The sequence below is a fragment of the Secundilactobacillus paracollinoides DSM 15502 = JCM 11969 genome (genome assembly GCF_001311135.1).
GTDB lineage: Bacteria > Bacillota > Bacilli > Lactobacillales > Lactobacillaceae > Secundilactobacillus > Secundilactobacillus paracollinoides.
Genome location: NZ_BBAG01000013.1, coordinates 18,059 through 42,985, shown reverse-complemented (window position 1 = coordinate 42,985; position 24,927 = coordinate 18,059). Strand labels below are relative to the sequence as shown.

The window sequence follows — 24,927 nt, the reverse complement described above, 5'->3', positions numbered from 1 at the left end:
GGCGGCACTCCGCTGATACTTGCTCAAACTAGTCCCAAAACCCGTTAAGTCAACACGACTAATTTTCTGTTTGCTAATGATCATCCACCTTACTCAACGCTAAAAGGTTAGCTAGCAATCGGTGAACTGCAGTCAAGGGCGGATAATCTAGAAACTAGCTTTTACTGGCTTTCGATAATTAGCAGAAGTAAGCGGTTGACACTGTATGAGTGGAACGCAGCAATTTGGCACGGAGCTGTGGTGTCGACATCAGTTAGCGACCGTTCTTTGGTCGGTTACTGATGTGCGAGACGACTGAGATCCACTCGAGAGCTGCGCAGCAGAAATCGAGTTAGCTCAGTCGCGAGCCACCACACGGAGTGCCAAATTGCGGAGTGCAACGCCAGTCCAGCCACAATCCCATTAATGATGGAAGATCAACGCGTGCCCTCCATGTGCAATACCCGGTGAATTGCTTGTGATGCCCCACCAAGTAACGTTGCGTAGGTGACGTCTTTTGACATGACCAGTGGCGGTACCAGCGGCATGAAGCCGAGTTTCATTTGGATGTTTTTTAGGATTTCGGGAAGTGCGTCAATCAGCGGGGCATTGAAGAAGATCATCTGCGGGTCATAGAGCGCGATCAAGTTGTTGATGATGACGGCAAGGTGGTAGCAGAATTCTTCAATTAACCCGGTGATGGCTTCATCGTCCGCGTTAAAATCGGCAACCAACATTTCTAGTGAATAAGCGGGACTTTGCTTCAACTTGGCAGCTTTGCGCAGAAGCGATTTTTGTGACCATTCCGAATCAAAACTCGGCAGCTTTGAGAGGCGCCGTTTCTTGAGCCCCTTATCCTGAACAATGATCCGCCCGACTTCACCCGCCTGCCCGTAATTACCGGTGTACAGCTGGGTATTGATAATGATGCCGGCACCGATGCCATCATGAATACTAACGGCGACGATGTTTTGCAGCTCCTGTTTACTAAAGTCCTGTTCGAAAATGGCAGCCAGATTGGCTTCGTTCTCCACAATGACTGGCACATCATATTTCGTTTCAAAATGTCCCACCAGGTCAAAGTCGTCAATGTCCACAAACGGCGACGTCACGACTTCGCCCTGATAGACCATGCCAAAGATGGCAATCGAGATGGCCTGCAGCCCAAAATCCGTTTCAAATTCCGGCAGCTGCGCGATCATATCCTCCATTTTAGTCACAATTTCAGCAATGGACTGACTATCAATCGACGTGGTGCTGTAATCCAGCGACCGGCCATCAAGCTTCGTGGCTAGCATTTCTAGCGTGGCGCCATTCAGGCTAAAGTTGATCACGTACCCGTACGCAGAGTTGTATTCGATCAATTCTGGTTTGCGACCACTGGTACTTGAGGACTTAGCTTCTCCCAAACTGTAGGCCAGCTTTCGGTCAATGAAGGACCCCACAATATCTGAAACGGAGACCTTGTTCAGGCCGAGTTTCTTTGAGATCTCATTTCGTGAAATCGGGCCGTAGTTCACAATGGCTTGAAGCACTGACCGTTCGTTGTAATCACGCATTACGTCTTTATTGATAATCATGTTTTTTATGCTCACTTTTCTTAGAGTTTATTCTCCGGCGTTTTCTTTCGCATGTTTTGCGGTAAGATCGCTCTGCATCTTTTTCTCGATGCTGTCCACATGATAGAACAAAAGTGAGATTCCTGAAAGTGCAAATCCAAGAAGGGGTACCCAAATGTAGTTTAATTCGATTCCGTGAAGGGCTGCGCCAGTTTGGGCGTGGTTAGCCACATAGCCGGTCCCAGTCATGATCCAACCAGTGATAACACCACCAAAGCCCATCCCTAACTTAGCAGAAAAGCTTGAGAATGAAGTGACGATACCTTCAGCACGGACACCGTTCTTCCATTCACCATAGTCAACGGCATCGGCCAGCATAACGGCAATCAAGCCTGAAACATAACCGGTACCCATGTACCCGACGATAGTTGCAACAACGATGATCGGCACATTGAGTGAACTAGCACCCCAGCTCAACAGCAGTTGGCCGACACAGGCGAGGATCATCCCACCTAACATGGTGTTCCGTTTCCCAATCTTACGAGAGGTCCATGGGGTCAAAACAACGGCGATCAGTGAAACGAATTGTAAGCTCAAAATGAATGACGATAAGGTGGCATCGTGCATGTTGTACTTAAAGAAGTAAACCGTTACTTGAGAACGGGTCTGCATCCCTAACCAGTAAATGAAGTTAATGAAGATGATGATGGCCCATGGCCAGTTGCGCTTCAACGCCTTCAAGGATTCCTTGATTGGAATTGATTGGCGAGAGCTCTTGTTTTGAACCCGTTCGTTTGTGTTCTTGAAAACGATTGCAAAAATAATCACAACGATGATGCCGACGATCAGTGCCCAGAGGAACCAACCGCGCTTGCTGGTGGTTGACCCACCGCCAAGTTTAGCAACCATAGTCAACGTGATCCCGGTAATAATGGCAGCACCGGCAGTCCCCATGAATTGACGGATCGTTGAAAGGGTGACCCGTTCTTGAGGGTTGCTTGTTAATGATGGCAAAATAGAAGTAATTGGAATGTTAACTGCCGAATACAGCACATCAACACCGATATAGGTAATGTAGGCCCAGATCAGTTTACCCGTTAAACTCATGCTTGGCGTGGTAAAGACTAGGACACAGAAAACAGCAAATGGAATCGAGAACCATAACCAGTACGGCCGACTCTTCCCCCACTTAGTATGGGTGTGGTCGATCATGATCCCCCAGAATGGGCCATCGACGGCATCGAAGAACCGGGCAACGAAGAACAAGGTCCCAACAGCGGCAGCACTGATCCCGAATGTATCTGTATAGAAGATCATCAGGTAGGTCCCAACCATCTGGAAGGACAGGTTGCAGGCAAAATCACTTAAACTATAGGAGAAACGTTCTTTCCACGGCACCTGTTGCTGTTGTTCAATCGGCGTTGGTGTCGAGTCATTCGAAACATTTTCACTCATATGAAACACCTCGTAATCAAAATAGTAGGACGGTTAATTAATTAAATTTTCTAACTCCGATTATATTGTAACCGTTTTCTCGTGTCAATAAGGAATTAGTTCAAATGAACAACCAACCGTAAAATCGATGTTAAAGGTCGTTATGTCAACGTTTAATGGACAAAATCAAGTATTACAGTATTCATGAAAGCGTTGACAATTTAAAACGGATTCGGTACACTGATCGTGACAATTAATTAATTCAATTTTCTATTAATCCAAAACAGAGGTGTTTTTAGATGAAGTTTACTGATGGTTATTGGCTCGACCGACCTCAATATGAGATTCAGTCCCCAAAAGAAGTCTTCGACTATCGCAAGTCGGACGACAAGTTAACCCTTTACGCCCCGTTTAAGTACATTAACGAACGCGGCGACAAATTAAATCTCGGGATGTCAACGATTGAACTGACCTCCCCGATTGAAGGCGTGATCGGTGTTAAGCTGATTCACTTTGATCAAAACGATAAGGGACCTTCTTACCAATCGGAAAATGAACATCCAAATATTGATATCACAACTGGCGATAAAGAGATCACCTTTAGGTCCGGTGATTTAACCGCTAAGGTGCCTTATAAATCTCACTTTGAGCTCGACTTCTTACATAAGGGTAAGGAGATCACCAAATCGATGGAAAAGGCCCAGGGCGTTATCTTAGACAAGTCGACTGGCAAACACTACATGCGCGAACAACTGTCCATGGGTGTTGACGAATTGATCTATGGCCTTGGCGAACGGTTTACCTCATTAGTGAAGAACGGCCAAACCGTTGATATCATCAACAAAGATGGTGGGACTGGTAGCGAACAGGCTTACAAGAACATTCCGTTCTATCTCAGTTCAGAAGGCTACGGGGTTTTCGTCAACCAACCAGAAACGGTTTCCTTTGAAATTGCCTCCGAAAATGTTGACCGGACCCAGTTCAGTGTGGAAGGTGAATCGCTACAATACTTCATCGTTGATGGCCCAACACCTAAGGATGTCCTCAACAAGTACACCCGTCTGACCGGCCAAGTTGCACTACCACCGGCATGGTCATTTGGCCTTTGGTTATCGACCTCATTTACGACCGACTACAGTGCCGAAACGGTGCTGAAATTCATCGACGGCATGCACGACCGCAAGATTCCGCTCGATGTCTTTCACTTTGACTGTTTCTGGCAAAAGGGCTTTGAATGGTGCACCCTCCTCTGGGACAAGGAACAATTCCCTGATCCAAAAGGGCTGATCAAGAAGATTCACGACCGCGGTATCAAAGTCTGTGTCTGGATCAACCCTTACATCGCCCAAAAATCACCGCTATTTAAGGAAGCTCAGGATAACGGCTACTTTATCAAGCGCAAGGACGGCAATGTCTGGCAATGGGATCTCTGGCAAGCTGGCAACGGCTTCGTCGACTTCACCAACCCTGACGCCGTTAAATGGTATCAATCTAAGCTGAAAGCCTTGCTTGATATGGGTGTTGACTGCTTTAAGACTGACTTTGGTGAACGGATTCCGGTCGATGACGCAGTGTTCTTCGACGGTTCTGATCCAAAGCGCTAACACAACTACTACACCCTGCAATACAACGAGACCGTCTTTGACCTCATCAAACGAGAAAAAGGCGACGACCAGGCAACCGTCTTTGCACGGTCCGCAACAGTCGGCTCACAAAAGTACCCTGTTCACTGGGGCGGCGACTGTCTGTCACGCTACAAGTCAATGGCTGACTCCCTTCGTGGTGGCCTGTCATTCTTGATGTCCGGCTTCGGCTTCTGGGCTCATGATATTAGTGGGTTTGAGGAACAAGCAACCCCTGATCTGTACAAACGGTGGACCCAATTTGGCCTGCTGAGTTCCCACTCCCGTTACCATGGTAGCGGTCAGTACAAGGTGCCGTGGGTCTTTGATGACGAAGCGGTTGCCAACACCAAGAAGTTCGTTGACCTCAAGTTATCCTTGATGCCATACCTCTTCAACGAAGCTGTGAACACCCATGAAACTGGGACCCATTAATGCGCCCTGTCTTCATGGAGTACACGAAAGACCGCAACACCTACTTTCTCGAACGCGAGTACATGTTTGGCCCTAGCCTGTTAGTTGCGCCAATCTTCAACGCTGAAGGAACTGTGAAGTACTACCTGCCAGAAGGCAAGTGGACCAACATCCTTAACGAACAGACCTACGACATCAAGAACGGTGCCTGGTTAGACGAAACGTACGATAACCTGACCTTACCAGTTCTCGCTCGCGAAAATAGTATCATTTTACGCAATCCCAACGCGGAACACGCTGAATATGATTACACCGATTCACCTGACATCCACCTGTACGAATTCGCAGATGGTGCCAGCGAAACCACCCGTGTCGTTGACGAAAAAGGCAAGCCTGCCGGTCACGTCACTGCAGAACGCAGCGGCAACACCATCACCTTGTCCGCCGACGGTTTAAAGGGCAGCTCCAAGGTCTACGTCCACGCAGACGGCAAGGTATCCGAATTCACGCTCGACGGTGGCTCAACCACCCTGTCTCTATAAGTTGCTTGTCTAGCTTTCAACACTTAACAATCAACTAACCAACTAAACCCCAGCTGATAATGCAAAGCCCCTTTGCGTTGTTGGCTGGGGTTTTTAGTTGTTATCGTTCGCTGCGTTGCGCCGGTCGGCTCTGCAGGCTGTACCGGGGTCCTTCAAATTTCAGGTGATAGTCCGTTGCATTCCGCAATTCGGCAGGCCGTCGTAGTGGCTCGCGACTGAGCTAACTCGATTTCTGCTGCGCAGCTCTCGAGTGGATCTCAGTCGACTCGCACATCAGTAACCGACCAAAGAACGGTCGCTAACTGATGTCGACACCACGACAGCCTGCCAAATTGCTGCATTCCACTTACTGAGAGCCGCCATTTTATCACTAGTCAAGCATCGCAATGGTGTTAAACCAAGTTCGTAGAGAATCCGCCCTCGACTGCTATTCAGTCTATTAACAGCAATGCTCCTTACTAAACTAGCAGGATTCATAACGCAACTACTAATGCTTACTTTAAATTTTGAGACTTTCATGACTCATCACGTTGCGACATACCAGCACTACTACTTAATTTGCACAATATTGGCCCCGCATTAGGCAGTCAAAGATTGACACTCAATACTTTGTCTACTGGTTGCCTCTGAATGAAGAGCATTGCAGTCAAGTGCGGATAATCATCGAACTAGCTTTAATGCAATTTCAATACTTATCAAAGGTTTGCAGTTAGCGCAAAGTGAGCGAAATGCAGTAATTTGGCACGGAACTGTGGTGTCGATGGCACTTAGCGGAGTGGTTCTCTCCGCTTAGAGCCATGCGAGACGATGAAGATCCATTCGAGTGGCGCAAGGCGACAATCGAATTAGCTTCATCGCGAGCCACCCACGGTGGAGTGCCAAATTACGGAATGTAGCGCCATCCAACCACAATCCGCTATAATCCAGCATTTACCGGTAATTACATCGGAAATATTCCAAACAAGCATAAAAATAAATTGAAAATCTTTTCAATGTGCCACTAATCACATAAGAACAGTCAAAAACACTATTCAATATGGAATATATGTGATTTCTATGAGAATAATGGTTGTTCACTCTCATAATGTATGGTAGATTGATTGCATACAAAAAACGAACGGAGGTTACAACAATGAAAAACCAATTTGTCTCACAATCACAAGTTAAAACTGCTGCTGTTGTAACCTTTGCGTTAGCCTTATTACTATAACCCAGGACTAGACATCTTAACTTGTCGAGTCCTGTTTGCGTTATCGAATGGGGCTTTGACGAAACACCCTATTCGATTGAATGGGGTGTTATTTGTTACTTGGATTTTAAATTATAAGGAGGTCATTTCTATGACAAAACAAATTCAATTTTTCGATACGACGCTGCGTGACGGCGAACAAACCATTGGTGTGAACTTCAATGTTGAACAAAAGATCGCGATCGCAAAACAGCTTGAAAACTGGGGTGTTGACGTGATTGAAGCTGGATTCCCCGTTGCTTCTAAGGAGGATTTTGACGCCGTCCAAGCCGTCGCACGCGCCGTGAAGAAGGTCCGCGTTACCGGACTAGCGCGGGCCCGTAAAGGCGACATCGATGCTTGTGTCAAGGCAACCGCAGACGCCGCCCATAAACAAATTCACGTCTTCATCGCCACCAGCCGATTCATCGGGACTCCAAATTACATATGACGAAGGCGCAAGTGATCGATTCCATTACCGAACACGTTACATATGCACACAAATTCTTTGACATCGTTGAGCTCTCTCCAGAAGATGCTACCCGGACTGAGCCAGACTTCCTGGTTGACTCCATCCAGGCCGCCATTGATGCGGGTGCAACCGTCATCAACATTCCTGACACCGTCGCTATACCAACCCAGTAGAGTTTGCCGCCCTCTTCAAGAACCTGCGTGAAAACATTCCAGCCTTTGACGACATCACCTTCTCCGTTCACTGTCACGATGACCTCGGAATGGCTGTTGCCAACAGCCTGGCCTCAATTGAAAACGGTGCGACCCGAATCGAAGGGACGATCAACGGCATCGGCGAACGTGCCGGCAACGCCGCCCTTGAAGAAGTCGCTGTCGCCATGTACGTTCGTAAAGACTACTACGACGCTGAGAACAACATCAATATGAAAGAAACCAAGAAAACCAGTGACATGATCAGCGACTATGCGAAGATGCCCGTTCCGCATAACAAAGCGGTCGTCGGTGCTAACGCCTTCGCTCATGAATCAGGGATCCACCAAGATGGCATGTTGAAGAACCCGCAAACTTACGAGATTCTCACGCCTGAATCCGTTGGGGCTGCCAAAACCTCACTGCCACTTGGCAAATTGTCAGGCTCCCACGCTGTGATGGACAAGCTCAACGAAATGGGCTTCAGCGTCGACCGCGAGGCCATGAAGGCCATCTTCCCCGTCTTCAAGGATTGTGCCGATCACACGGATATCGTTTCCGAAGAGGATTTGACCCGAATTATGTCGCAAATCCATGCGACAAACGAGGTGAGCGCCTAATGACTGCACAAATTGCCGTTCTTAACGGGGACTACATTGGCCCTGAAATCATGGCTGCCGGGTTAAAGGTGCTGGCCGCTGTTACTGAAAACGAGAATTTTGATTACGACCTCCACCCCGTGCCATTTGGCGGTGAAGGCATCGATAAGCTAGGTGACCCATTACCCGCTTCCACGTTAGCCACCTGCAAACAAGCCGACGCCGTGCTGCTCTCCGCAATCGGCGGCCCCAAGTGGGACAAAGCTGAGCGTCGCCCTGAAACGGGGTTGTTGGAGATTCGCAAAGCGCTCAATCTCTTTGCCAACATCCGTCCAACCGTGATCAGTCCGGCAATGCGTCAGTACTCGCCTATTAGAAATGAATCCCCAGTTGATTTCGTCATCGTCCGTGAACTGACCAGCGGTATCTATTTTGGTACACCGCGAGAAACACACGAAACCTACGCGCTGGACACCATGCGTTACACAGAAAACGAAATTGAACGCATCGTTAAGGTTGGCTTCGAAATGGCCATGAAACGCCGCAAGCACGTCACCCTCGTGGATAAAGCCAACGTGTTGGACACCAGCAAATTCTGGCGTAAAATCACCGCCCGCATTGCTGCCGACTATCCCGAAGTGACCTACGACACCAGTTATGTCGACGCCGCTTCAATGAAGATCATCGCAAACCCTGGTCAGTTTGATGTGATTTTGACGGAAAACCTCTTCGGCGACATTCTCAGTGACGAAGCCGCCCAAATTACCGGGTCGCTTGGCACCATCCCTTCTATGAGTAAGGGCACCGATGGCCCAGCGCTTTACGAACCCATCCACGGTTCAGCACCAGACATTGCGGGCCAGGGCATCGCCGACCCGCTGTCCATGATCAAGTCGGTCGCCATGATGCTGGCCAACTCGTTTGACCGCCAGGACCTGTCTGACACGATCATGACCGCCGTTGACCAGGCCATTGACGACCAGATCGTCACCCCCGACCTTGGCGGCACCGCAACCACCGATGAAGTTACCGATACGATTATTAAAACGATTAAGAAAGTAGGTCAGCATAACTATGAGCCAAACCATGTTTGATAAAATCTGGAACCGTCACGTCATTACCGGTGACGTCGGCGATCCGCAATTGATCTACGTTGATCTGCATCTATTACACGAAGTCACGTCACCACAGGCTTTTGAAGGCCTCCGTGAAAACAACCGCAAAGTTCGCCGGACCGACAAGAGTTTTGCGACGATGGACCATAACGTGCCCACCCAGGATATTTTTAACGTCAAGGATGCTATTTCAAAGAAACAGATCGACACCCTTGGCAAGAACGCAAAGGAATTTGGCGTGCGGTTAGCCGGCATGGGTCATGAAGACCAAGGCATCATCCACGTCATCGGCCCACAATTAGCCTGACTCAGCCAGGGATGGTCATTGTCTGCGGCGACTCGCACACTTCCACCATGGTGCCTTTGGCTCAATTGCGTTTGGCATTGGGACCAGCGAAGTTGAACACGTGCTCGCCACACAAACCATTTGGCAAACGAAACCGAAGACCATGGGCATCCATGTCCACGGTAAACTCCCCCACGGCGTGTTCGCCAAGGACATCATCATGGGCATCATCGCCCGCGAAGGGGTTGCTTTCGGGACCGGCTACGCAGCCGAGTTCTATGGCGACACGATTGAAGCCATGAGCATGGAAGAACGGATGACGCTGTGCAACATGGCCGTTGAAGGTGGCGCTAAAATGGGGTCGATTCAACCCGACCAAACCACTTTTGACTACGTTGCCGGCCGCAAGTACGCGCCTAAAAATATGGATAAGGCCATCGCCTACTGGAAACAGTTCTACACCGATGACGAATCCGCCTTCGACCGCATCGTTGACTTTGACGTCAGTGATCTGGCACCCTTTGTCTCATGGGGCACCAATCCCGGGATGGCCGTGCCGGTTGACAAACCATTTCCAGAAATTCAAAACGATGATGATCAAAAAGCGTACGACTATGTGGCTTGAAGCCAGGTCAAACCGCACCCGAAATTCCCATTGAATTCGCCTTTTTTGGCTCATGTACCAACGGGCGGCTCTCTGACCTGAAGATTGCAGCAGATGTCCTTAAAGGCCATCACATTGCGCCACAGGTCACCGCCCTTGTCGTTCCCGGGTCACGGACCATCAAAGAACGTGCTGAAGCACTCGGACTGGATAAAATTTTCAAGGATGCCGGCTGTGATTGGCGTGAACCTGGCTGCTCCGCTTGTTTGGGTATGAATCCCGACCAAGTGCCAGCTGGCGTCCACTGTGCGTCAACCTCAAACCGAAACTTTGAGGGGCGGCAGGGTGCAGGGTCTCGAACCCACCTCGCTAGCCCGGCAATGGTTGCTTACGCTGCCATCAACGGCCACTTTATCGATATCAGAAAGGAAGGTGTCACCGCATGAAACCCATCACAACCATTACAAGTACCTCGGTCCCATTAATGAAGGAAAACATCGATACCGACCAACTGATTCCCAAGCAATTTCTGAAAAACATCCTGAAGGTCGGCTATGGCAAAAACTTGTTTTACGACTGGCGCTACACGTCACCCAACAAGCCCAATCCTGATTTCATCTTAAACAAACCGGAGCGCCAAGGCGCCAACATTCTCATCACCGGCGACAACTTCGGCTGTGGCTCATCGCGTGAACACGCCGTTTGGGCACTGAAGGATTACGGTTTCCAAGTCGTCATCGCTGGTGGTTACAGCGATATCTTCTACATGAACAGCACGAAAAACCGGTTGCTGGCGATTATTTTACCGGTAGACCAGCGTGAATTCTTAGCGGCAGCTCCTGCTGACGCCGAAATTACTGTCGATCTTCCCAACCAGGAAGTTCGCTATGCCGGCAAGACGTTCAAATTTGACATTGATCCGCTTTGGAAACACAAATTCGTCAACGGACTGGATGACATCGCCATTACCATGCAGTATGAAGACAAGATTGACGCTTATGAAGCGGCTATTCCGGACTTTAACTAGATTTTGGGATTAGAGATGAACAGTCCGTTGCATTCCGCAATTTGGCACGGTATCGAAGTGGCTCGCGATGAAGCTAATTCGATTTCTGCTGCGCAGCTCTCGAATGGATCTTCATCGTCTCGCATGTCACTAAATGGCCAAAGGACGGCCATCAAGTGACATCGACACCACGATACCGTGCCAAATTGCTCCATTCCACTGATATTGAGCTTAGTTTTTCAATCCATAAAGTATCACATTGGCGTTAAATCGAGTTCTAGGAGAATTCGCCCTCGACTGCTGATAGTCCTTTGTTAGCAATGCTTCTCACAATTTGTTAGTCACTGGTAACGCTTGTTTAACAGATTTCATGAAGCCATTTTCGAAGACTCACCATCTACGAAGACTATGACAAGTATCGTAGCACAGTGGAGCCGGTCGGCATTGCAGGCTGTGGTGTCGGTGTTCGTTAGCGACCGTTCTTGGGTCGGTTACGAACACGGGAGACGTAGGAGATCCTTGAATTTATGACCAGACATTCACTAGCTCCCCAGAGCGACCCACCTCAGCCTGCAGAGCCGAACGGCGGAACGAAGCGGCATCATAACACCATTTAACTACCTAATAAAAACACCACTTGGATTCTAAGAGTGGTGTTTTTGTCACTATTTATATAGAAGAAAACCGAAAAAATACGATTGCGAAATCAAAAAAATCTGAATTCAGTCAAAAAATTCAAGAAATAACGCAATTTTCCACCAAAAACGTCCAATATTTTTCGTTACAGTTTATGACTAAAACACACAAATTTGACCAATTCGCCTATTATTTCGGTGAATTTGAACACGGCTCACGCCCATTCTCATCACCCGTGTGCCGGTTTTGTACAAAGATTTCTAATGTTACAAATATTACGGTTTATTACAAAATGTCGACGAACTGCATGATTGACGCAAATCCTTAAAATACCCGTTACGAAACACTAACAATGAGTCGTTAAACTCGTACCTGTTGACTCGTGTTAGTCAGCTATTGAACGTAAACGGAAGATCCAGATTTCTACTATTAGGAGTGTATATCTTGAAAAATATTGTAAACAAAATTCTCGCTACCACCGCAGTTACCTTTGGTTTAGTCGCTGCAGGTGCCGTTACCTCAAACGCATCAACTACCTCTGCATACGCAAGTCAAGCCCCTTCATACAGCCAATCATATTCTGGCTACGGCTACTCATCAAGTACCCCATCGTATTCATCATACTCGACACCAACTTACAGCTCATACAACAACTACAGCTCAACTGGTTCAACGACTAGTTCAGCATCAACGAGCACAACGACTTCTTCAGCAGCCTTAAGCTCAAGCGAACAATCATACGTCTTGAGCCAAATGGCTTCACGGACTGGCGTTTCAGCATCAACTTGGAACACCATCATCACCCGTGAATCAAACTGGGAACCAACTGTTGTGAACGCATCTAGTGGTGCTTATGGGTTATTCCAAAACATGCACATCAGCAGTGGTGACGTCGATGCTCAAATCGATGCCGCTGTCAGCTTATACAACACACAAGGGTTAGCTGCTTGGGGCGAATAAGACTCAGCTGCTAATCAATGACTAACACACATTTAAAGCCATCCGACCGCGTAGTCAGATGGCTTTTTTGTATGCTGTTTTAGATTAGTGTTGATTATCGTCTTTACTCGTGGGGTTAGTAGTAAGGCCAATAAGGATAAAGAAGAGGACAAGTAACACCCATACAATCAGCAGGGCACCCACCGAAAAGAGTGTTGCTGCGCCGACATTAGGTGACTGCAAGACGTTATGAATCAGACCAAATAGGCCATCCATGGGGTGGTGAAAAAGAAAGCCAATTGGTTCGAAAACAATGTCCAGAATCAGTCCGATTATCATCCACATCGTTGCATTTTTGGTCGCCTGCTTAATCATGAAAAGGTCCTCTCTAGTCGTCCGTTTTATCTTAGCCTACCAAATAGTGCCTTTTAAAACAATTAGTTTTTTAGTCGAATTTACGGCTTATAAACGTCATCTTTTCCCATATATAGTTTTAGCCATTCAAAGAACCAGAAAACGAGCACTAGAACCACCCAAAGGACGACCAATATTCCGACTACCACCAATAACGTTAGCCAGATATTCGGTGCTTGTAACACCGTTTGTGCCAGTCCAAAAATACCGGTAAACTCGTGTCCAAAGATATAATCTAACGGCTCAAAAATAATATCTATCACGATGCCGACCATGATCCACTGATAGGAATCAATCAGGGCCTTTTTAAATAATCCGTTTGTCATCAAAATCCCCTCTTGTTTACTAGGTTACCTCCACCCTAGCAAATCCATCACAGGGAGACAATGATAAAACGCTATTATGCAATTATTCGATACACGTTATTCTTTCTGTATGGTGCTACGCCAATTTTCTGGTTTCGTGACACTCGTCGCCTCATAACCAACAAAAAAGACCAGCCGCAGCTGATCTCTTCAGTGTTCCTATTTATCATTTTCACGCCGGTAGTCCAGTAACTGGTGACTGAGGTCCTTGGTCTGGTTATAAACTTGACCATAGATTTTGTGCAGTTGATCGTACTTCTTGGCGTTCTCTGGGTTTGGCAGGTATTCCTTACCAAAGTGGACGAACTTCTCAGCACATTCCTGGAAGTCCTTGAACCAGCCCAGACCGACCGCAGCAATCATTGCAGCGCCCATGCCAGGCCCCTGCTCGTTGGTCAGGCTAACAACCTTCTTGTTGAAGATGTCGGCTTGAATTTGAAGCCACAGGGCACTCTTGGCACCGCCACCGATGGCAACGACTGTGTCAAAGTCCTTGTCGTGTTCGTCATAAATATCCATGATGTCTTTGAAGGAGAAGATGATCCCTTCGAGCACAGCCCGGACTAAATCCCGTTTTTGGTGTGTCCCATCAACACCGATGAAGCTCCCACGAATGTCAGCATCCGCATAAGGTGCCCGTTCGCCGACGATATACGGGGTGTAGATCAATCCGTTAGCGCCAACGTAGAATCGCCCGCGCTGGCAACCATGTCGTTGAATGAAACATCCTGCGCAAATGTGCGTTTAAACCAATTCAATGAATAACCGGCAGCCAGCGTAACCCCCATTGAATAGAAGGAATCTGGAATGGCGTGGTATTCAAATTGAAGCACACCATGGTAATCAACGTTAGGATTTTCCTCGTACTTCAGCACAACACCAGAGGTCCCGATACTTGAAAGAACCATGTTAGGTGACAAGATCCCGGCACCAACGGCACCAGCAGCGTTGTCGGCCGCGCCGCCAAAGACTTCGGTGTGGGTGTCCAAGCCGGAGAACAGGGCGTAGCTTTCTGAAATCGTACCAGCAGAGTCAATCGACCGCATTAATGGTGGGCACATTGAGACGGGAATATCAAAGGCTTCACAGATGGCCTTGCTCCAGTCCCCCTTCTTCACGTCGATGAGGACGGTCCCAGTGGCATCCGAGTAATCCATCGCAATTTGGCCAGTCATGCGGTAACGCACATAATCCTTAGGCAAGACAAAGGTCTTAGCCTTAGCCCAGATGTTAGGTTCGTTTTCCTTGACCCACAAGAGTTTTGGTAACGTAAAGCCTTCCAGTGGCCGGTTCTTAGTGGTTTCTACAAACTTGTCGCCAAGTTTTTCTTCGATCTCAGCGCGTTGCTTCGATGTCCGGGTATCATTCCATAAAATAGCTGGGCGTAATACTTGGTTGTTTTCATCAAGCAAAACGAGCCCGTGCATTTGACCCGAAAAACTGATCCCAGAAATTTCTTCTGGCTTGATGTGGTCTTCCAAAATCAACTGGACAATGGCAACCGTTGTCCCTGAGACCCATTCTTCAGGGTTTTGTTCACTGTAGCCTGGGTGCGGCTGTGACAGTGGGTAATCATAACTTTGTTGGGCGACGATCTCGCCGTCCCGGTTCATAGCGGACACCTTAACGGCACTGGTACCAAGGTCCACGCCTAAAACGTATTCGTTCATGGTTTTATGCTCCTCTTTAAATTTCATTTTCTGGTTAGTGGGCGAAGTTCGCTGCGTTGCGCCGGTTGGCCCTGCACGTTGAAGTGGGTCGCTCCGGAGCTATTGAATTTCTTGTCAGAAATTCAAGGATCTCCTACTTCTCCCGTGTTCCTAGGCGAGGAGAAAACCCTCGCCAAGGAACACCGACACCACAACGTGCAATGCCAACCGGCTCCACTCCGCTGATACTTGTTGTAAATCAGGATAGTCTGTCCTCCCATCGCCTCTCATAACTTCGCATACACTGCAGGTCTATGTCGATTAACCATGAACAGCCAGCATCATTAGGTTAACTGACAGCAAGCAAGCAGCAGTCGAGTGCGGATAATCCGCGAACTGGCTTTGACTGCATATGTGATTTTTAACAAACGTCAACAGTATGCTCATGGTGAGTGGAATGGAACGATTTGGCACGGAGCAGTGGTGTCGATGTCACTTGATGGCTGTACTTTGGCCATCTAGTGACATGCGAGACGATGGAGATCCATTCGAGAGCTGCGCAGCAGAAATCGAATTAGCTTCATCGCGAGCCACCACAGCGGAGTGCCAAATCGTGGAATGCAACGGCCCTTAACCACTAGATCGTTTAACAGGAAAAGCAGCGAGCAGACGCAAGTCCACTCGCTGCTTATTTTTTAACCATTTAAATTGTTATTTGCCTAAAGTGTTAACAATGTAGTGGTTGATAGTGTCTTTGATTTGTTCCAAGTGATCTGATGACGTTGCGGCACGCAGTTCAGCTTGTGTCTTATCAAGCTGTATGCTTCAAGTTCTTTGAAGCCAGCCTTGCCGCTTTCGATATCAGCACCGATACCTGACTTGTATGAGCTGTAACGGTCAGCGACGATGTTCTTCAAAACGCCGTCTTCTTCCATCTTAGCAGCAACACGTAAGCCGGCAGCGAAGCTATCCATACCAACAATGTGGCCGTAGAACAGATCGTTAGGTTCGAATGATGAACGACGAGGCTTTGAATCGAAGTTCAAACCACCGCGAGGGCCGATACCGCCGTTTTCAAGCACTTCGTACATTGCGGCAGTGGTCTCGTACAAGTTTGAAGGATATTCATCAATGTCCCAGCCGATCAGCTTGTCACCTTGGTTGGCATCCAATGAACCAAGTAAGCCTGCTTCACGCGCAACACGGATTTCGTGTTGGTAAGTATGGCCAGCCAAGTTAGCATGGTTACCTTCCAAGTTCAACTTGAAGTCTTTGTCCAAATCGTATTCCTTCATGAATGCGATAGTGGTTGCGGCATCAAAGTCGTATTGGTGAGTCGTTGGTTCCTTTGGCTTTGGTTCGAGCAACATTTGTGCGTCGAAGCCGATTTCGTTGGCGTAGTCCTTAGCCATGTGGAATAACTTAGCAGCATGTTCTTGTTCCAACTTCATGTCGGTGTTCCAGAGTGATTCGTAACCTTCACGGCCGCCCCAGAAGACATAGTTTTCAGAACCGACACGCTTACCAACTTCCAAACTGTGCTTCAATTGAGCAGCAGAGTAAGCAAAGATGTCAGCGTATGGTGAAGTACCAGCACCAGCAACGAAACGAGGGTTAGTGAACATGTTTGACGTGTTCCAAAGAACCTTCATGCCAGTCGTCTTTTGGTAATCAACGATCCGGTCAACAACTTTGTCCAAGTTAGCGTTGGTTTCACGTAAGGTGTCACCTTCGGGAGCTAAGTCACGGTCATGGAAGCAAAGGAAGTCGTTCCCTAATTTGTCGTAAAATTCAAAGGCGTAATCAACCTTAGCTAAGGCGTTGTCCATTGGATCAGTGTACTTGTCGTAAGGACGAATAGCAGTCCCATCACCGAATGGGTCAACCAGACGTTGGTCAAATGTGTGCCAGTATGCTACAGAGAACCGTAACCAGTCACGCATTTTCTTACCAGCAACCACTTCGTCTGGGTTGTAGTAATGAAATTCTGCACCAGAAGTTAAGCTTGAGTTACCTACATAGTTAATCTTATCCATGTCCCATAATTGTTCAGCCATGAAGAAGCCTCCTAAAATTTTTTAAAATCTATTTTCAATTAGTTTGTTCATACAACCAACTAACAAACACAGTATAGCGCTTACAACCGAAAATGCAACCCCTTTTAAACGAAATAATTGTGTGCTAAACGGCTAAATGGCGGTATGTTGGGGTTTGTCGAGCTAAAAATAAATTCAAATTAGTTGTTTTAAACAACCAAGACCCGCGGATGGCTGCCTGCTCCCCGCTACTATCCCTTGCGAAGTCTAAAAAAGACACCCTGCGGCAACGGTGTGCTGAGGGTGTCGAAAATACTGTTTAAAATTCTTGCTGGGCCGCAAAGTTTAGTTCAAAATCTTCCAGGTTCAGCACACGACGCGTAATCAGCGCACAGCCGCCAAGTAAGGTGGCATAGTGCGAATTACGGGTCACCGTCATTGGAATCACGGTGTTTGAAGGAACGATCTTACTATACGCATTCCGAATCTCGGGCAGTAACTCTGGCAGGGATTCGATCAGTGGCGAGTTCAAAAAGATCTCATCTGGATCATAGTCGTTGCTGACGTTCACGATAATTCGTGCCGTATTTTCAACAAACGACCCGATGACGCGTTTGGCGATGGCGTCATTTTCGTTGTACAATTTGACAACTTCGTACCGGTCCAGCGGTGCGCCTTCACGCGCCTCACTGATCTGATTGATAATGGCATCTTCAGAACAGTAATCTTCGACCTTGCGTGGTGCTTCGTTGATGTTGTTGCCAACCGCAGTGACCGGCCGATTTCGCCTGCTTCACCATGGGCGCCGCGGTAAAGTTTTTTATTAATAATCAGTCCAGCACCGATCCCACGGTGAATGCTGATGGTCACGGCATTACTGAGCCGCTGATTTTCATCGTTGAAGTCGCGTTCAAAAACGGCTGCAAGGTTCGCTTCGTTTTCGAGCAGCACTGGTACATCGTACTTATCACCGAAATACTGGACCAGGTCGATACCCTCCATGTCCAAGAACGGCGAGTACGTGATGGCATTGTCATCAATGGTCCCGTGGATGGCAAAACTAATGCCAAGCAAATTGTGTTTTGTCTGATCCTCGTTTTCAGCCTTCTCAATCTGCGTTTCGATCAACGGCAGAATGTCCTTGATTCCAATGTCCTTCGCATCCACCTGTGTGTAAGACATGATGTCCCCTGACAAATTATTCTTCATCACGTGAATGTGGCGGTAGCCGAAATCAAAGTTCATGGTATAGCCATATCTGCGGTTAATTGCGAGAAGTACTGGCTTCCGGCCGCCCGCTGTTGACGCGGCCCCCTCACCGAGTTCCTCCACGTAGCCTTCTTCTTTCAAAGCGTTGTAGAGGGAGGAAACGGTTGATTTATTTAATGCGAGATTACGTGAAATTTCGATTCGTGAAATTGGCTGGTGGTTAAACACCTGAGCCAACACGGATTGAATGTTTTGCTGATGCAGTTGCATCCGATTTCGAATCGTGCCTGCCATTCTGAAGTCCCCCTCTGTTTCGATTAACAATAATCTCATTGTACATTACTCATTTACGAATAGACAACGTGAAAATCACAACCGCCATTTTCATAAGTACGCCTGCACCTGCTCCGTTCTGCTTTATATCCGTTATTTGTGACTCGTCATTTTATTTTTAAATCGTGGTTAAGTCATGCTGTATTGTTCGCTGCGTTCCGCCAGTTGGCCCTGCACGTTGAAGTGGGTCGCTCCGGAGCTATTGAATTTCTTTACATAAATTCAAGGATCTCCTACGTCTCCCGTGTTACTAGGCGAGGAAAGAACCCTCGCCAAGGAACACCGACACTACAACGTGCAATGCCAACTGGCTCCACTCCGCTGATATTGGATTTGAATGACAATTAGTTGTTGCGTCTACATTACACAACTTAACGTTGACTTCCAATTAATGAAATTGAGCAACATCACTTATCAATTGGTTAGCTGATAAATGTCAATCAGTAGTCAAGTGCGGATAATCTTCGAACTGGCTTTAACTATATTGTTTATACTGATCAATCGGCCGTAGTTGGCTCTCTATCAGTGGAATGGAGCGATTTAGCAAGGAATCGTGGTGTCGATGTCACTTGATGGCCGTCCTTTGGCCATTTAGTGACATGCGAGACGAATAAGATCCAGTTGTATGGCGCACAGCGACAGACAACTTAGCTTAGTCGCGAGCCACTACGGTTCCGTGCTAAATCGCGCAATGCAACGTACTAAGAACCCCAAATACGTACACAACATTGAATCGAGAAGACACTTCAGAAATAGCCCCTATCAATAGGTTAATTGACAGTTGTCAATCACCAGTCGAGTGCGGATAATCTTCGAACTGGCTTTAACTCAAATTCGATACTTATCAATCGTCAGCAGTTGGCGCTATGTAAGTGGAACGCAGCAATTTGGCACGAAGCTGTGGTGTCGACATCAGTTAGCGACCGTTCCTTGGTCGGTTACTGATGTGCGAGACGACTGAGATCCACTCGAGAGCCACGCAGTGGAAATCGAGTTAGCTCAGTCGCGAGCCACTACACGGAGTGCCAAATTGCGGAGTGCAACGCACTAAGAACCCCAAACACGCACAGGTTAAACCCACATTCCATGGTACAATAATGCTAACAAACCGTCCTCAGAAAGGGAGTTTCCTGATGAAAATAGCTGAATTTGGTGTTGAATCTTGGTTGAACGAATGGGAAAAGTCGGCGACGTATGATATTTCGCAAAGTACGATTGCTTCGATGACAATTGATGAGTTGCTTGCCGCGACTGGTGACGACCGTGAACAGTTCTTTGACCAGTTAGGCCAAGCCAAAATGAACTACGGCTGGATCGAAGGCTCACCGGAATTTAAACAACTCGTCGCGGGTCTCTACGACAACGTTCACGACTCCCAGGTCCTGCAGACAAACGGTGCGACCGGTGCTAACCACCTCGCCCTGTATTCCCTCATTGAACCGGGCGACCACGTCATCAGCGAGTACCCGTCCTACCAGCAACTCTACGATATTCCGCGGTCACTAGGTGCTGAAGTCGACCTCTGGCACATTCATGAAGACGCCGATTGGTATCCCGATATCAACGAGCTTAAGCAGCTCATCCGGCCGAACACGAAAATGATCTGCCTCAACAATGCCAACAACCCAACTGGGACATTGCTGGATAAGGCGTTTCTCCAGCAGGTCGTTGACGTCGCTAAATCCGTTGGTGCCTACGTGCTCGTCGACGAGGTCTACCTGCCACTCGATGACCCTTCCGCGTTTACGTCGATTGTCGACCTCTATGATAAGGGAATCGCCACAAATTCGTTGTCCAAGAGCTACTCCTTTCCTGGTGTTCGAATCGGCTGGACGGTTGCCAATGACGCGGTCAGCGACATTTTCCGCAAGTATCGCGACTACACCATGATCTGTGGCGGCGTGTTCAACGATATGCTGGCCGTGTACATTCTGCAGCATCGTGACCAGGTGCTGGCACGTAACCGAAAACTCGTGATGACTAACCTTGCCATTTTGAAGGAGTGGGTCGCAAATGAGCCACGGGTCAGTCTTGTATTTCCGAAAGCTGTGTCAACGTCTTGCGTCAAATTCGACATCCCAGAGGGTACTGAATCCTTCTGTTTGCGGCTTTTGAAGGAGACAGGTGTGCTATTAGTCCCTGGCGATCGTTTCGACTTACCAGGCCATGCCCGGTTGGGGTATTGTACTGATGAAACAACGTTACGCACGGGGTTAAGTAAGCTTTCGGCATTCCTACGACAGTTCGATTAAACCATTGGAGGTACCCAAATGGCAGCAAACGAAGCGTTACTCATTATTGACTATACAAATGATTTTGTGGCCGACGCCGGGGCACTGACCTGCGGCAAAGCAGGCCAGGTGCTCGACCCGAACATCGTCGCCCTCGCCGACCGTTTTGAAAATGACGATTCTTGGGTGATCTTACCCACGGACGTCCACACGCCAAATGATCCGTACCACCCGGAAACGAAATTGTTTCCACCGCACAATGTGCGCGGCACGTGGGGCCGGGAGTTCTACGGCGATGTTGCGCAGTGGTATAATGATCACCAAAATGATGAAAAAGTTTATATGTATGATAAGACACGGTACAGCGCATTTGCAGGTACCGACCTGGACATGCGCATGCGCGAACGCCACGTCGATACCCTGCATCTCACGGGTGTCTGCACCGATATTTGTGTGCTGCACACCGCGGTCGATGCCTATAACCTCGGCTACAACATTGTGGTGCATCAAAACGCCGTGGCCGCTCTGACGCCAGCAGGTCAGGAATGGGCACTTGATCATTTTAAGGGTGTACTTGGCGCTACCGTGACCGATTAACCTCACCAAAGAAGGATGTCTATGCAATCGTATTTTAACAAGGTTACGCAAGCTGGCTACGACCAGATTGCGGCCGAGATAGAAGCTTTAAAACAGTCGCGACCGGAGAAAATCGAACAACTTCAGGCCGCCCGTGCACTGGGTGACCTCTCCGAAAACGCCGAATACAGTGCCGCCAAACGTGATCTGCGTCATCTGGAAAGCCGGTTGCGCTACCTCGGCAAACAGCTCCGGTACGCGCAGGTGGTCAAGCCCAAGGACGACGCGGTAATTGAAATTGGCAAGCAGGTCGTTTTACAGTTCATGGACGACCAGTCGGAGGACACGTTTGAGCTCGTTGGCACGCCCGAAGCGGATGTTGGCGCTAATAAGATTTCACTGATCTCACCCATTGGCAAAGCCATTCTCGACCATACCGTTGGTGACGTTGTTTCGATTGACGCGCCGAACGGGGCTTATCAGGTGAAAATTTTAGATGTGACATTGTAAAAAACGCGTTACCCGCTGCTGGGTAGCGCATTTTTGTTAGTTATTTTTACGAGAATTTAGGATCTCAATCATTGCCTTACGCCGTGGATACTTGTGATTTAACTCATCGATCCACTGGTTTGTTTATGCAACATCGCCAAATTCTTGGTATCTAAAGAGCATCCAACCAATCGCATCATAATCTTTCCGATTGCCACTCGTTTCAGCCATGGTCAGCAAAATTTCATGGTAGTCTGCTTTGAGCTGCTCTGGGAATGCCGCGTATACTTCATCCGTGTAATTCTGAAATAAATAGGTGGTCATCGTGGTATCACGATTCTCATGTAGGAGATCGCGCAACGCTGCGGTGTTTTTTAAATTGCTCAGCAGTTTGGCAGCCGTCATGACATCCGTTGTCTCTGAGATTTGGTTACTCAGGTCATCGCGGTCACTTGCCCAACGATGATGGTGCTCGCTCAATTCCTTGAGTTGTTTCGTGAGTTTGAGATTGCCCTTCAACACCCGTTGTTTTAAAACATCGATCAATTTATCATCCTGATGTGTCCGCTCATAGATCTGCGTTAACTCGGGCAGAAAATTGGATTCAAGACTTAATTTCTCAGCCGTTGCATAGTCATTGCCATCAAGCGCAACCATCACCCGGTCACGCCGAATATCTTTATTGTCCAAATGAGCGTCCAATTCATGAATAATGGCCTTCGGGGTATTCAAATGGTGCCACAGATGTCGTTTGAAGGCTAGGTTATGCTTTGAAACGTAGCCGTAATCCCTGGAATCAACCTCGTGCGCATACTGATTTAACTGATCCAGAATGGGTACCATGTTTTGAATCGTCACCAGTGGCATCAGGACCTGCAAAATCGGGAATCACTATACCAGCCTAAAACAAGATCGAGTAAGGCTTGCGTCTCTGCCTCACTTAGGCCGGTCGCTTGCAACTGCATCAAAATCGTGGTGGTCTTTTCAATTGCGCCATTCATGACAGCAATAAATTGTTTGCCATAGTCCTTAGTTGTCCGCCGAATAATTTGGCGGTTTTCAATGTACAGTGAAAGTAACGCGTTAATTTGGTCTTGACCATCTGTATCGTTTATCGGCGCATCAACTAAGTCTTTAAACGTGTGGTAGAGATGGTCGATCTGCTCGCCGTCATACCCGTTGTAATGAACGTACTCCGTCACATCGTCAATGAAGGTGGTCGTCAGTTAGGCCTCTGCGTTGGGCTTATTTTTTAGTTTCTTATCAATGCCCAACACTCGACTGTCGCTTGATAGTAGTCATCGTTGTTCTCATCTAAATTAACAATCATCTCGGTTAGTCGCGCCAGCGCATATGCCGGAGTGTATTGGGTAATTGTGACCGTCCTGGAATACTCATGAAAAGACCTCTTTTCGTTACGTTTGTAACTTAAGTCTACTAAGCTCACCGCAAAGATACAAGTCTGACGACGATCACCCCAATAATCACGAAACCAATCGCAATCAACGAAGCAAGTGGGGCCAGAAAAACGCTGCCGATGCAAAGCAGTCCGCCAACCACTAAAATATAAGCCAGTCGCCGAGTAACCCGTAACCAATCCTGTTCCTCTAGTTTTGCTCGGGCATGGAACCCAATTTTACTATTCACCGGCGCCGTTGGCAGGTAGTTTCCAACAGCGATGAACACAAGCCCGATCACCAGCATCACGATTCGCCGGATGTCTACTGCGTTGCCCAGGTTGAACTGAATCGTAATAACATAGAGAATCAGATTCAATGTTGGCACAATGCCATAGAGAATGCGTTCCAACCGTGGGGACGTCCCTTATGTGTCGCGTTAAGTCGCGTCAAAATGACCGCAAACCACTGCAGCACCAGCATCATTAAGGGAATGCCAAACACGACCAAGTTCCGACCTGCCCAACCATCCGCTTGATTTTGGAAATTAAAGTGAATCGCCATCGTGGTTGGCAGTTGGTGATAGTAATAAATGCCGTAAAGAATGGGTAAAAGGATTACCGCACTTGTCCAGCCAATGATTTTCTGCGTTTTAGTCATCGTTGTTGCCCCCTATTCCAAGACTGTAGATCCAAGTCAGTACTTCCTCAAAGACCGTCGCGTTCAACTCATAGTAGATGTAATTTTTCTCCTTACGCTCCCGGATCAAGTCGGCCTTCTTTAGGAGCTTCAAGTGATATGAAACGGTTGCCTGCGAAAGGTCAAACTTACTAGCGATGTCCCCCGCAGCGTAAGATTTTTCTCGCAGTAATTCGAGAATCTGTCTGCGCACCGGTCGGCAATTGCCTTTAATGTTTGACTCATGGCCATCACGACCACCAGCTTTCTATTTTGAATTCTATCTAAATAGAGTATACACTATTTAGATGTTTTTCTAAATAGAAATGTCTCCAAACTACATCCCAGACTAACTGTCAACCCATTATTCTTATTAGCTAAGTAATTATAACCGTGTTTTAAAATCGTTCGAGAAAGCTTTATGTAATATAAATTAATTGTTATACTGTAATTATTAAAGGAGTGAAGAAATGCAAATCAAATATAGCAATTATCGCAATCAGCCTAGGATTAGCGGTAACAAGTGTGTCTTTACCATCAACAGTACATGCCTCTGAATGGCATAAAGGAATGCCCAAGTCTTTTGTAGGTAAATGGAAACGTCATGCAAGCTACCAGAAAACTGGGAATAAAGTTTACGAATGTGCCTATCTTTTTCAGGGAACAAGGAATGGGTTTGCAGCAGGTGGAACATATACTGACACATACTACAACCATGTGCGGTATAACCATTATTTGGGCGGCTATACGTATAAAATACTATACAATGATTCAATTACAAAGAAACATCAGATAGCTTACCTTCATTGGTATTCAAAAAACAAAGTAGGTATCAAGTATTCCATTAAGGGCAAGTATTCCACCTACAATAGTCGCAAAGCTGTTTATAATTATCCATACGCCTGGATTGGGTAAAATAACTCC

15 protein-coding genes and 7 pseudogenes are annotated in these 24,927 nt (G+C 47.5%); 9 read left to right on the top strand and 13 right to left on the bottom strand.

Annotated elements, in window-relative coordinates; genetic code table 11:
• Nucleotides 1-416: 416 nt before the first annotated feature.
• Both JCM11969_RS06495 and JCM11969_RS06490 read right to left on the bottom strand, forming a co-directional pair.
• Complete coding sequence (locus tag JCM11969_RS06495; RefSeq protein WP_054709588.1) at nucleotides 417-1,559, bottom strand: ROK family transcriptional regulator; 1,143 nt, start codon at nucleotides 1,557-1,559, stop codon at nucleotides 417-419.
• Nucleotides 1,560-1,586: 27 nt separating this feature from the next.
• Nucleotides 1,587-2,993, bottom strand: coding sequence for an MFS transporter (locus JCM11969_RS06490; protein WP_082409209.1), 1,407 nt, complete (start codon nucleotides 2,991-2,993; stop codon nucleotides 1,587-1,589).
• A gap of 278 nt (nucleotides 2,994-3,271) precedes the next feature.
• Between JCM11969_RS06490 and yicI the strand changes: the two are divergent.
• From yicI to JCM11969_RS18195, 6 genes and pseudogenes are all read left to right on the top strand, one after another.
• Nucleotides 3,272-5,550 (top strand): annotated as a pseudogene (gene yicI, locus JCM11969_RS06485) (alpha-xylosidase).
• Nucleotides 5,551-6,890: 1,340 nt separating this feature from the next.
• Nucleotides 6,891-8,061, top strand: a pseudogene (locus JCM11969_RS17035) (2-isopropylmalate synthase).
• A complete protein-coding gene (gene leuB / locus JCM11969_RS06465; protein WP_054709577.1) occupies nucleotides 8,061-9,134 on the top strand; it encodes a 3-isopropylmalate dehydrogenase in 1,074 nt (357 codons plus the stop codon). The pseudogene JCM11969_RS17035 and the gene leuB overlap by 1 nt, the downstream one beginning before the upstream one ends.
• Nucleotides 9,115-10,491, top strand: a pseudogene (leuC, locus tag JCM11969_RS06460) (3-isopropylmalate dehydratase large subunit). The gene leuB and the pseudogene leuC overlap by 20 nt, the downstream one beginning before the upstream one ends.
• On the top strand, nucleotides 10,488-11,072 hold the full coding sequence (gene leuD, locus JCM11969_RS06455) for a 3-isopropylmalate dehydratase small subunit (protein WP_054709574.1): 585 nt from the start codon (nucleotides 10,488-10,490) through the stop codon (nucleotides 11,070-11,072). Before leuC ends, leuD begins: the two are co-directional and overlap by 4 nt.
• A gap of 1,059 nt (nucleotides 11,073-12,131) precedes the next feature.
• Nucleotides 12,132-12,647, top strand: coding sequence for a transglycosylase SLT domain-containing protein (locus JCM11969_RS18195; RefSeq protein ID WP_054709568.1), 516 nt, complete (start codon nucleotides 12,132-12,134; stop codon nucleotides 12,645-12,647).
• An 84-nt stretch (nucleotides 12,648-12,731) separates the two neighbouring features.
• Here the strand turns inward: JCM11969_RS18195 and JCM11969_RS06440 are convergent, their stop codons facing one another.
• From JCM11969_RS06440 to JCM11969_RS20830, 6 genes and pseudogenes are all read right to left on the bottom strand, one after another.
• Nucleotides 12,732-13,001, bottom strand: coding sequence for a hypothetical protein (locus JCM11969_RS06440; RefSeq protein ID WP_054709565.1), 270 nt, complete (start codon nucleotides 12,999-13,001; stop codon nucleotides 12,732-12,734).
• An 80-nt stretch (nucleotides 13,002-13,081) separates the two neighbouring features.
• On the bottom strand, nucleotides 13,082-13,366 hold the full coding sequence (locus JCM11969_RS06435; protein WP_054709562.1) for a hypothetical protein: 285 nt from the start codon (nucleotides 13,364-13,366) through the stop codon (nucleotides 13,082-13,084).
• Between the two features lie 198 nt (nucleotides 13,367-13,564).
• Nucleotides 13,565-15,075, bottom strand: a pseudogene (gene xylB, locus JCM11969_RS06430) (xylulokinase).
• A gap of 690 nt (nucleotides 15,076-15,765) precedes the next feature.
• Nucleotides 15,766-17,111 (bottom strand): annotated as a pseudogene (gene xylA, locus JCM11969_RS06425) (xylose isomerase).
• A gap of 298 nt (nucleotides 17,112-17,409) precedes the next feature.
• Nucleotides 17,410-17,784 (bottom strand): ROK family protein, encoded by a 375-nt coding sequence (locus JCM11969_RS19760; RefSeq protein ID WP_263850022.1) that lies wholly within the window; start codon nucleotides 17,782-17,784, stop codon nucleotides 17,410-17,412.
• 143 nt (nucleotides 17,785-17,927) lie between these two features.
• A pseudogene (locus tag JCM11969_RS20830) lies at nucleotides 17,928-18,272 on the bottom strand (ROK family protein); the annotation flags it as partial.
• 1,493 nt (nucleotides 18,273-19,765) lie between these two features.
• Here JCM11969_RS20830 and JCM11969_RS06410 point away from each other — a divergent pair.
• Genes JCM11969_RS06410 through greA form a run of 3 tightly spaced genes read left to right on the top strand, consistent with a single transcriptional unit; the run spans nucleotide 19,766 to nucleotide 21,949 of the window.
• Complete coding sequence (locus tag JCM11969_RS06410; RefSeq protein ID WP_054709552.1) at nucleotides 19,766-20,884, top strand: aminotransferase; 1,119 nt, start codon at nucleotides 19,766-19,768, stop codon at nucleotides 20,882-20,884.
• An 18-nt stretch (nucleotides 20,885-20,902) separates the two neighbouring features.
• Entirely contained in the window at nucleotides 20,903-21,460 is a 558-nt protein-coding gene (locus JCM11969_RS06405; RefSeq protein WP_054709549.1) for a cysteine hydrolase family protein, read from the top strand.
• Between the two features lie 21 nt (nucleotides 21,461-21,481).
• Nucleotides 21,482-21,949 carry a transcription elongation factor GreA gene (greA, locus tag JCM11969_RS06400; RefSeq protein ID WP_054709546.1) on the top strand — a complete coding sequence of 156 codons (468 nt, stop codon included), beginning with the start codon at nucleotides 21,482-21,484 and terminating at the stop codon, nucleotides 21,947-21,949.
• 123 nt (nucleotides 21,950-22,072) lie between these two features.
• Here the strand turns inward: greA and JCM11969_RS06395 are convergent, their stop codons facing one another.
• The 5 genes and pseudogenes from JCM11969_RS06395 to JCM11969_RS06375 all read right to left on the bottom strand — a co-directional run bounded on the left by JCM11969_RS06395 (nucleotide 22,073) and on the right by JCM11969_RS06375 (nucleotide 24,255).
• Nucleotides 22,073-22,795: a hypothetical protein gene (locus JCM11969_RS06395; protein WP_054709542.1), complete on the bottom strand. Its 723-nt coding sequence runs from the start codon at nucleotides 22,793-22,795 to the stop codon at nucleotides 22,073-22,075.
• Nucleotides 22,795-23,130: a hypothetical protein gene (locus JCM11969_RS06390; protein WP_054709539.1), complete on the bottom strand. Its 336-nt coding sequence runs from the start codon at nucleotides 23,128-23,130 to the stop codon at nucleotides 22,795-22,797. Before JCM11969_RS06390 ends, JCM11969_RS06395 begins: the two co-directional genes overlap by 1 nt.
• A gap of 241 nt (nucleotides 23,131-23,371) precedes the next feature.
• Complete coding sequence (locus tag JCM11969_RS06385) at nucleotides 23,372-23,737, bottom strand: SdpI family protein (RefSeq protein ID WP_156319279.1); 366 nt, start codon at nucleotides 23,735-23,737, stop codon at nucleotides 23,372-23,374.
• Complete coding sequence (locus JCM11969_RS06380; protein ID WP_054709534.1) at nucleotides 23,701-23,985, bottom strand: DUF1648 domain-containing protein; 285 nt, start codon at nucleotides 23,983-23,985, stop codon at nucleotides 23,701-23,703. The genes JCM11969_RS06385 and JCM11969_RS06380 overlap by 37 nt, the downstream gene beginning before the upstream one ends.
• Nucleotides 23,978-24,255: pseudogene (locus tag JCM11969_RS06375) on the bottom strand (autorepressor SdpR family transcription factor). The gene JCM11969_RS06380 and the pseudogene JCM11969_RS06375 overlap by 8 nt, the downstream one beginning before the upstream one ends.
• Nucleotides 24,256-24,927 lie beyond the last annotated feature (672 nt).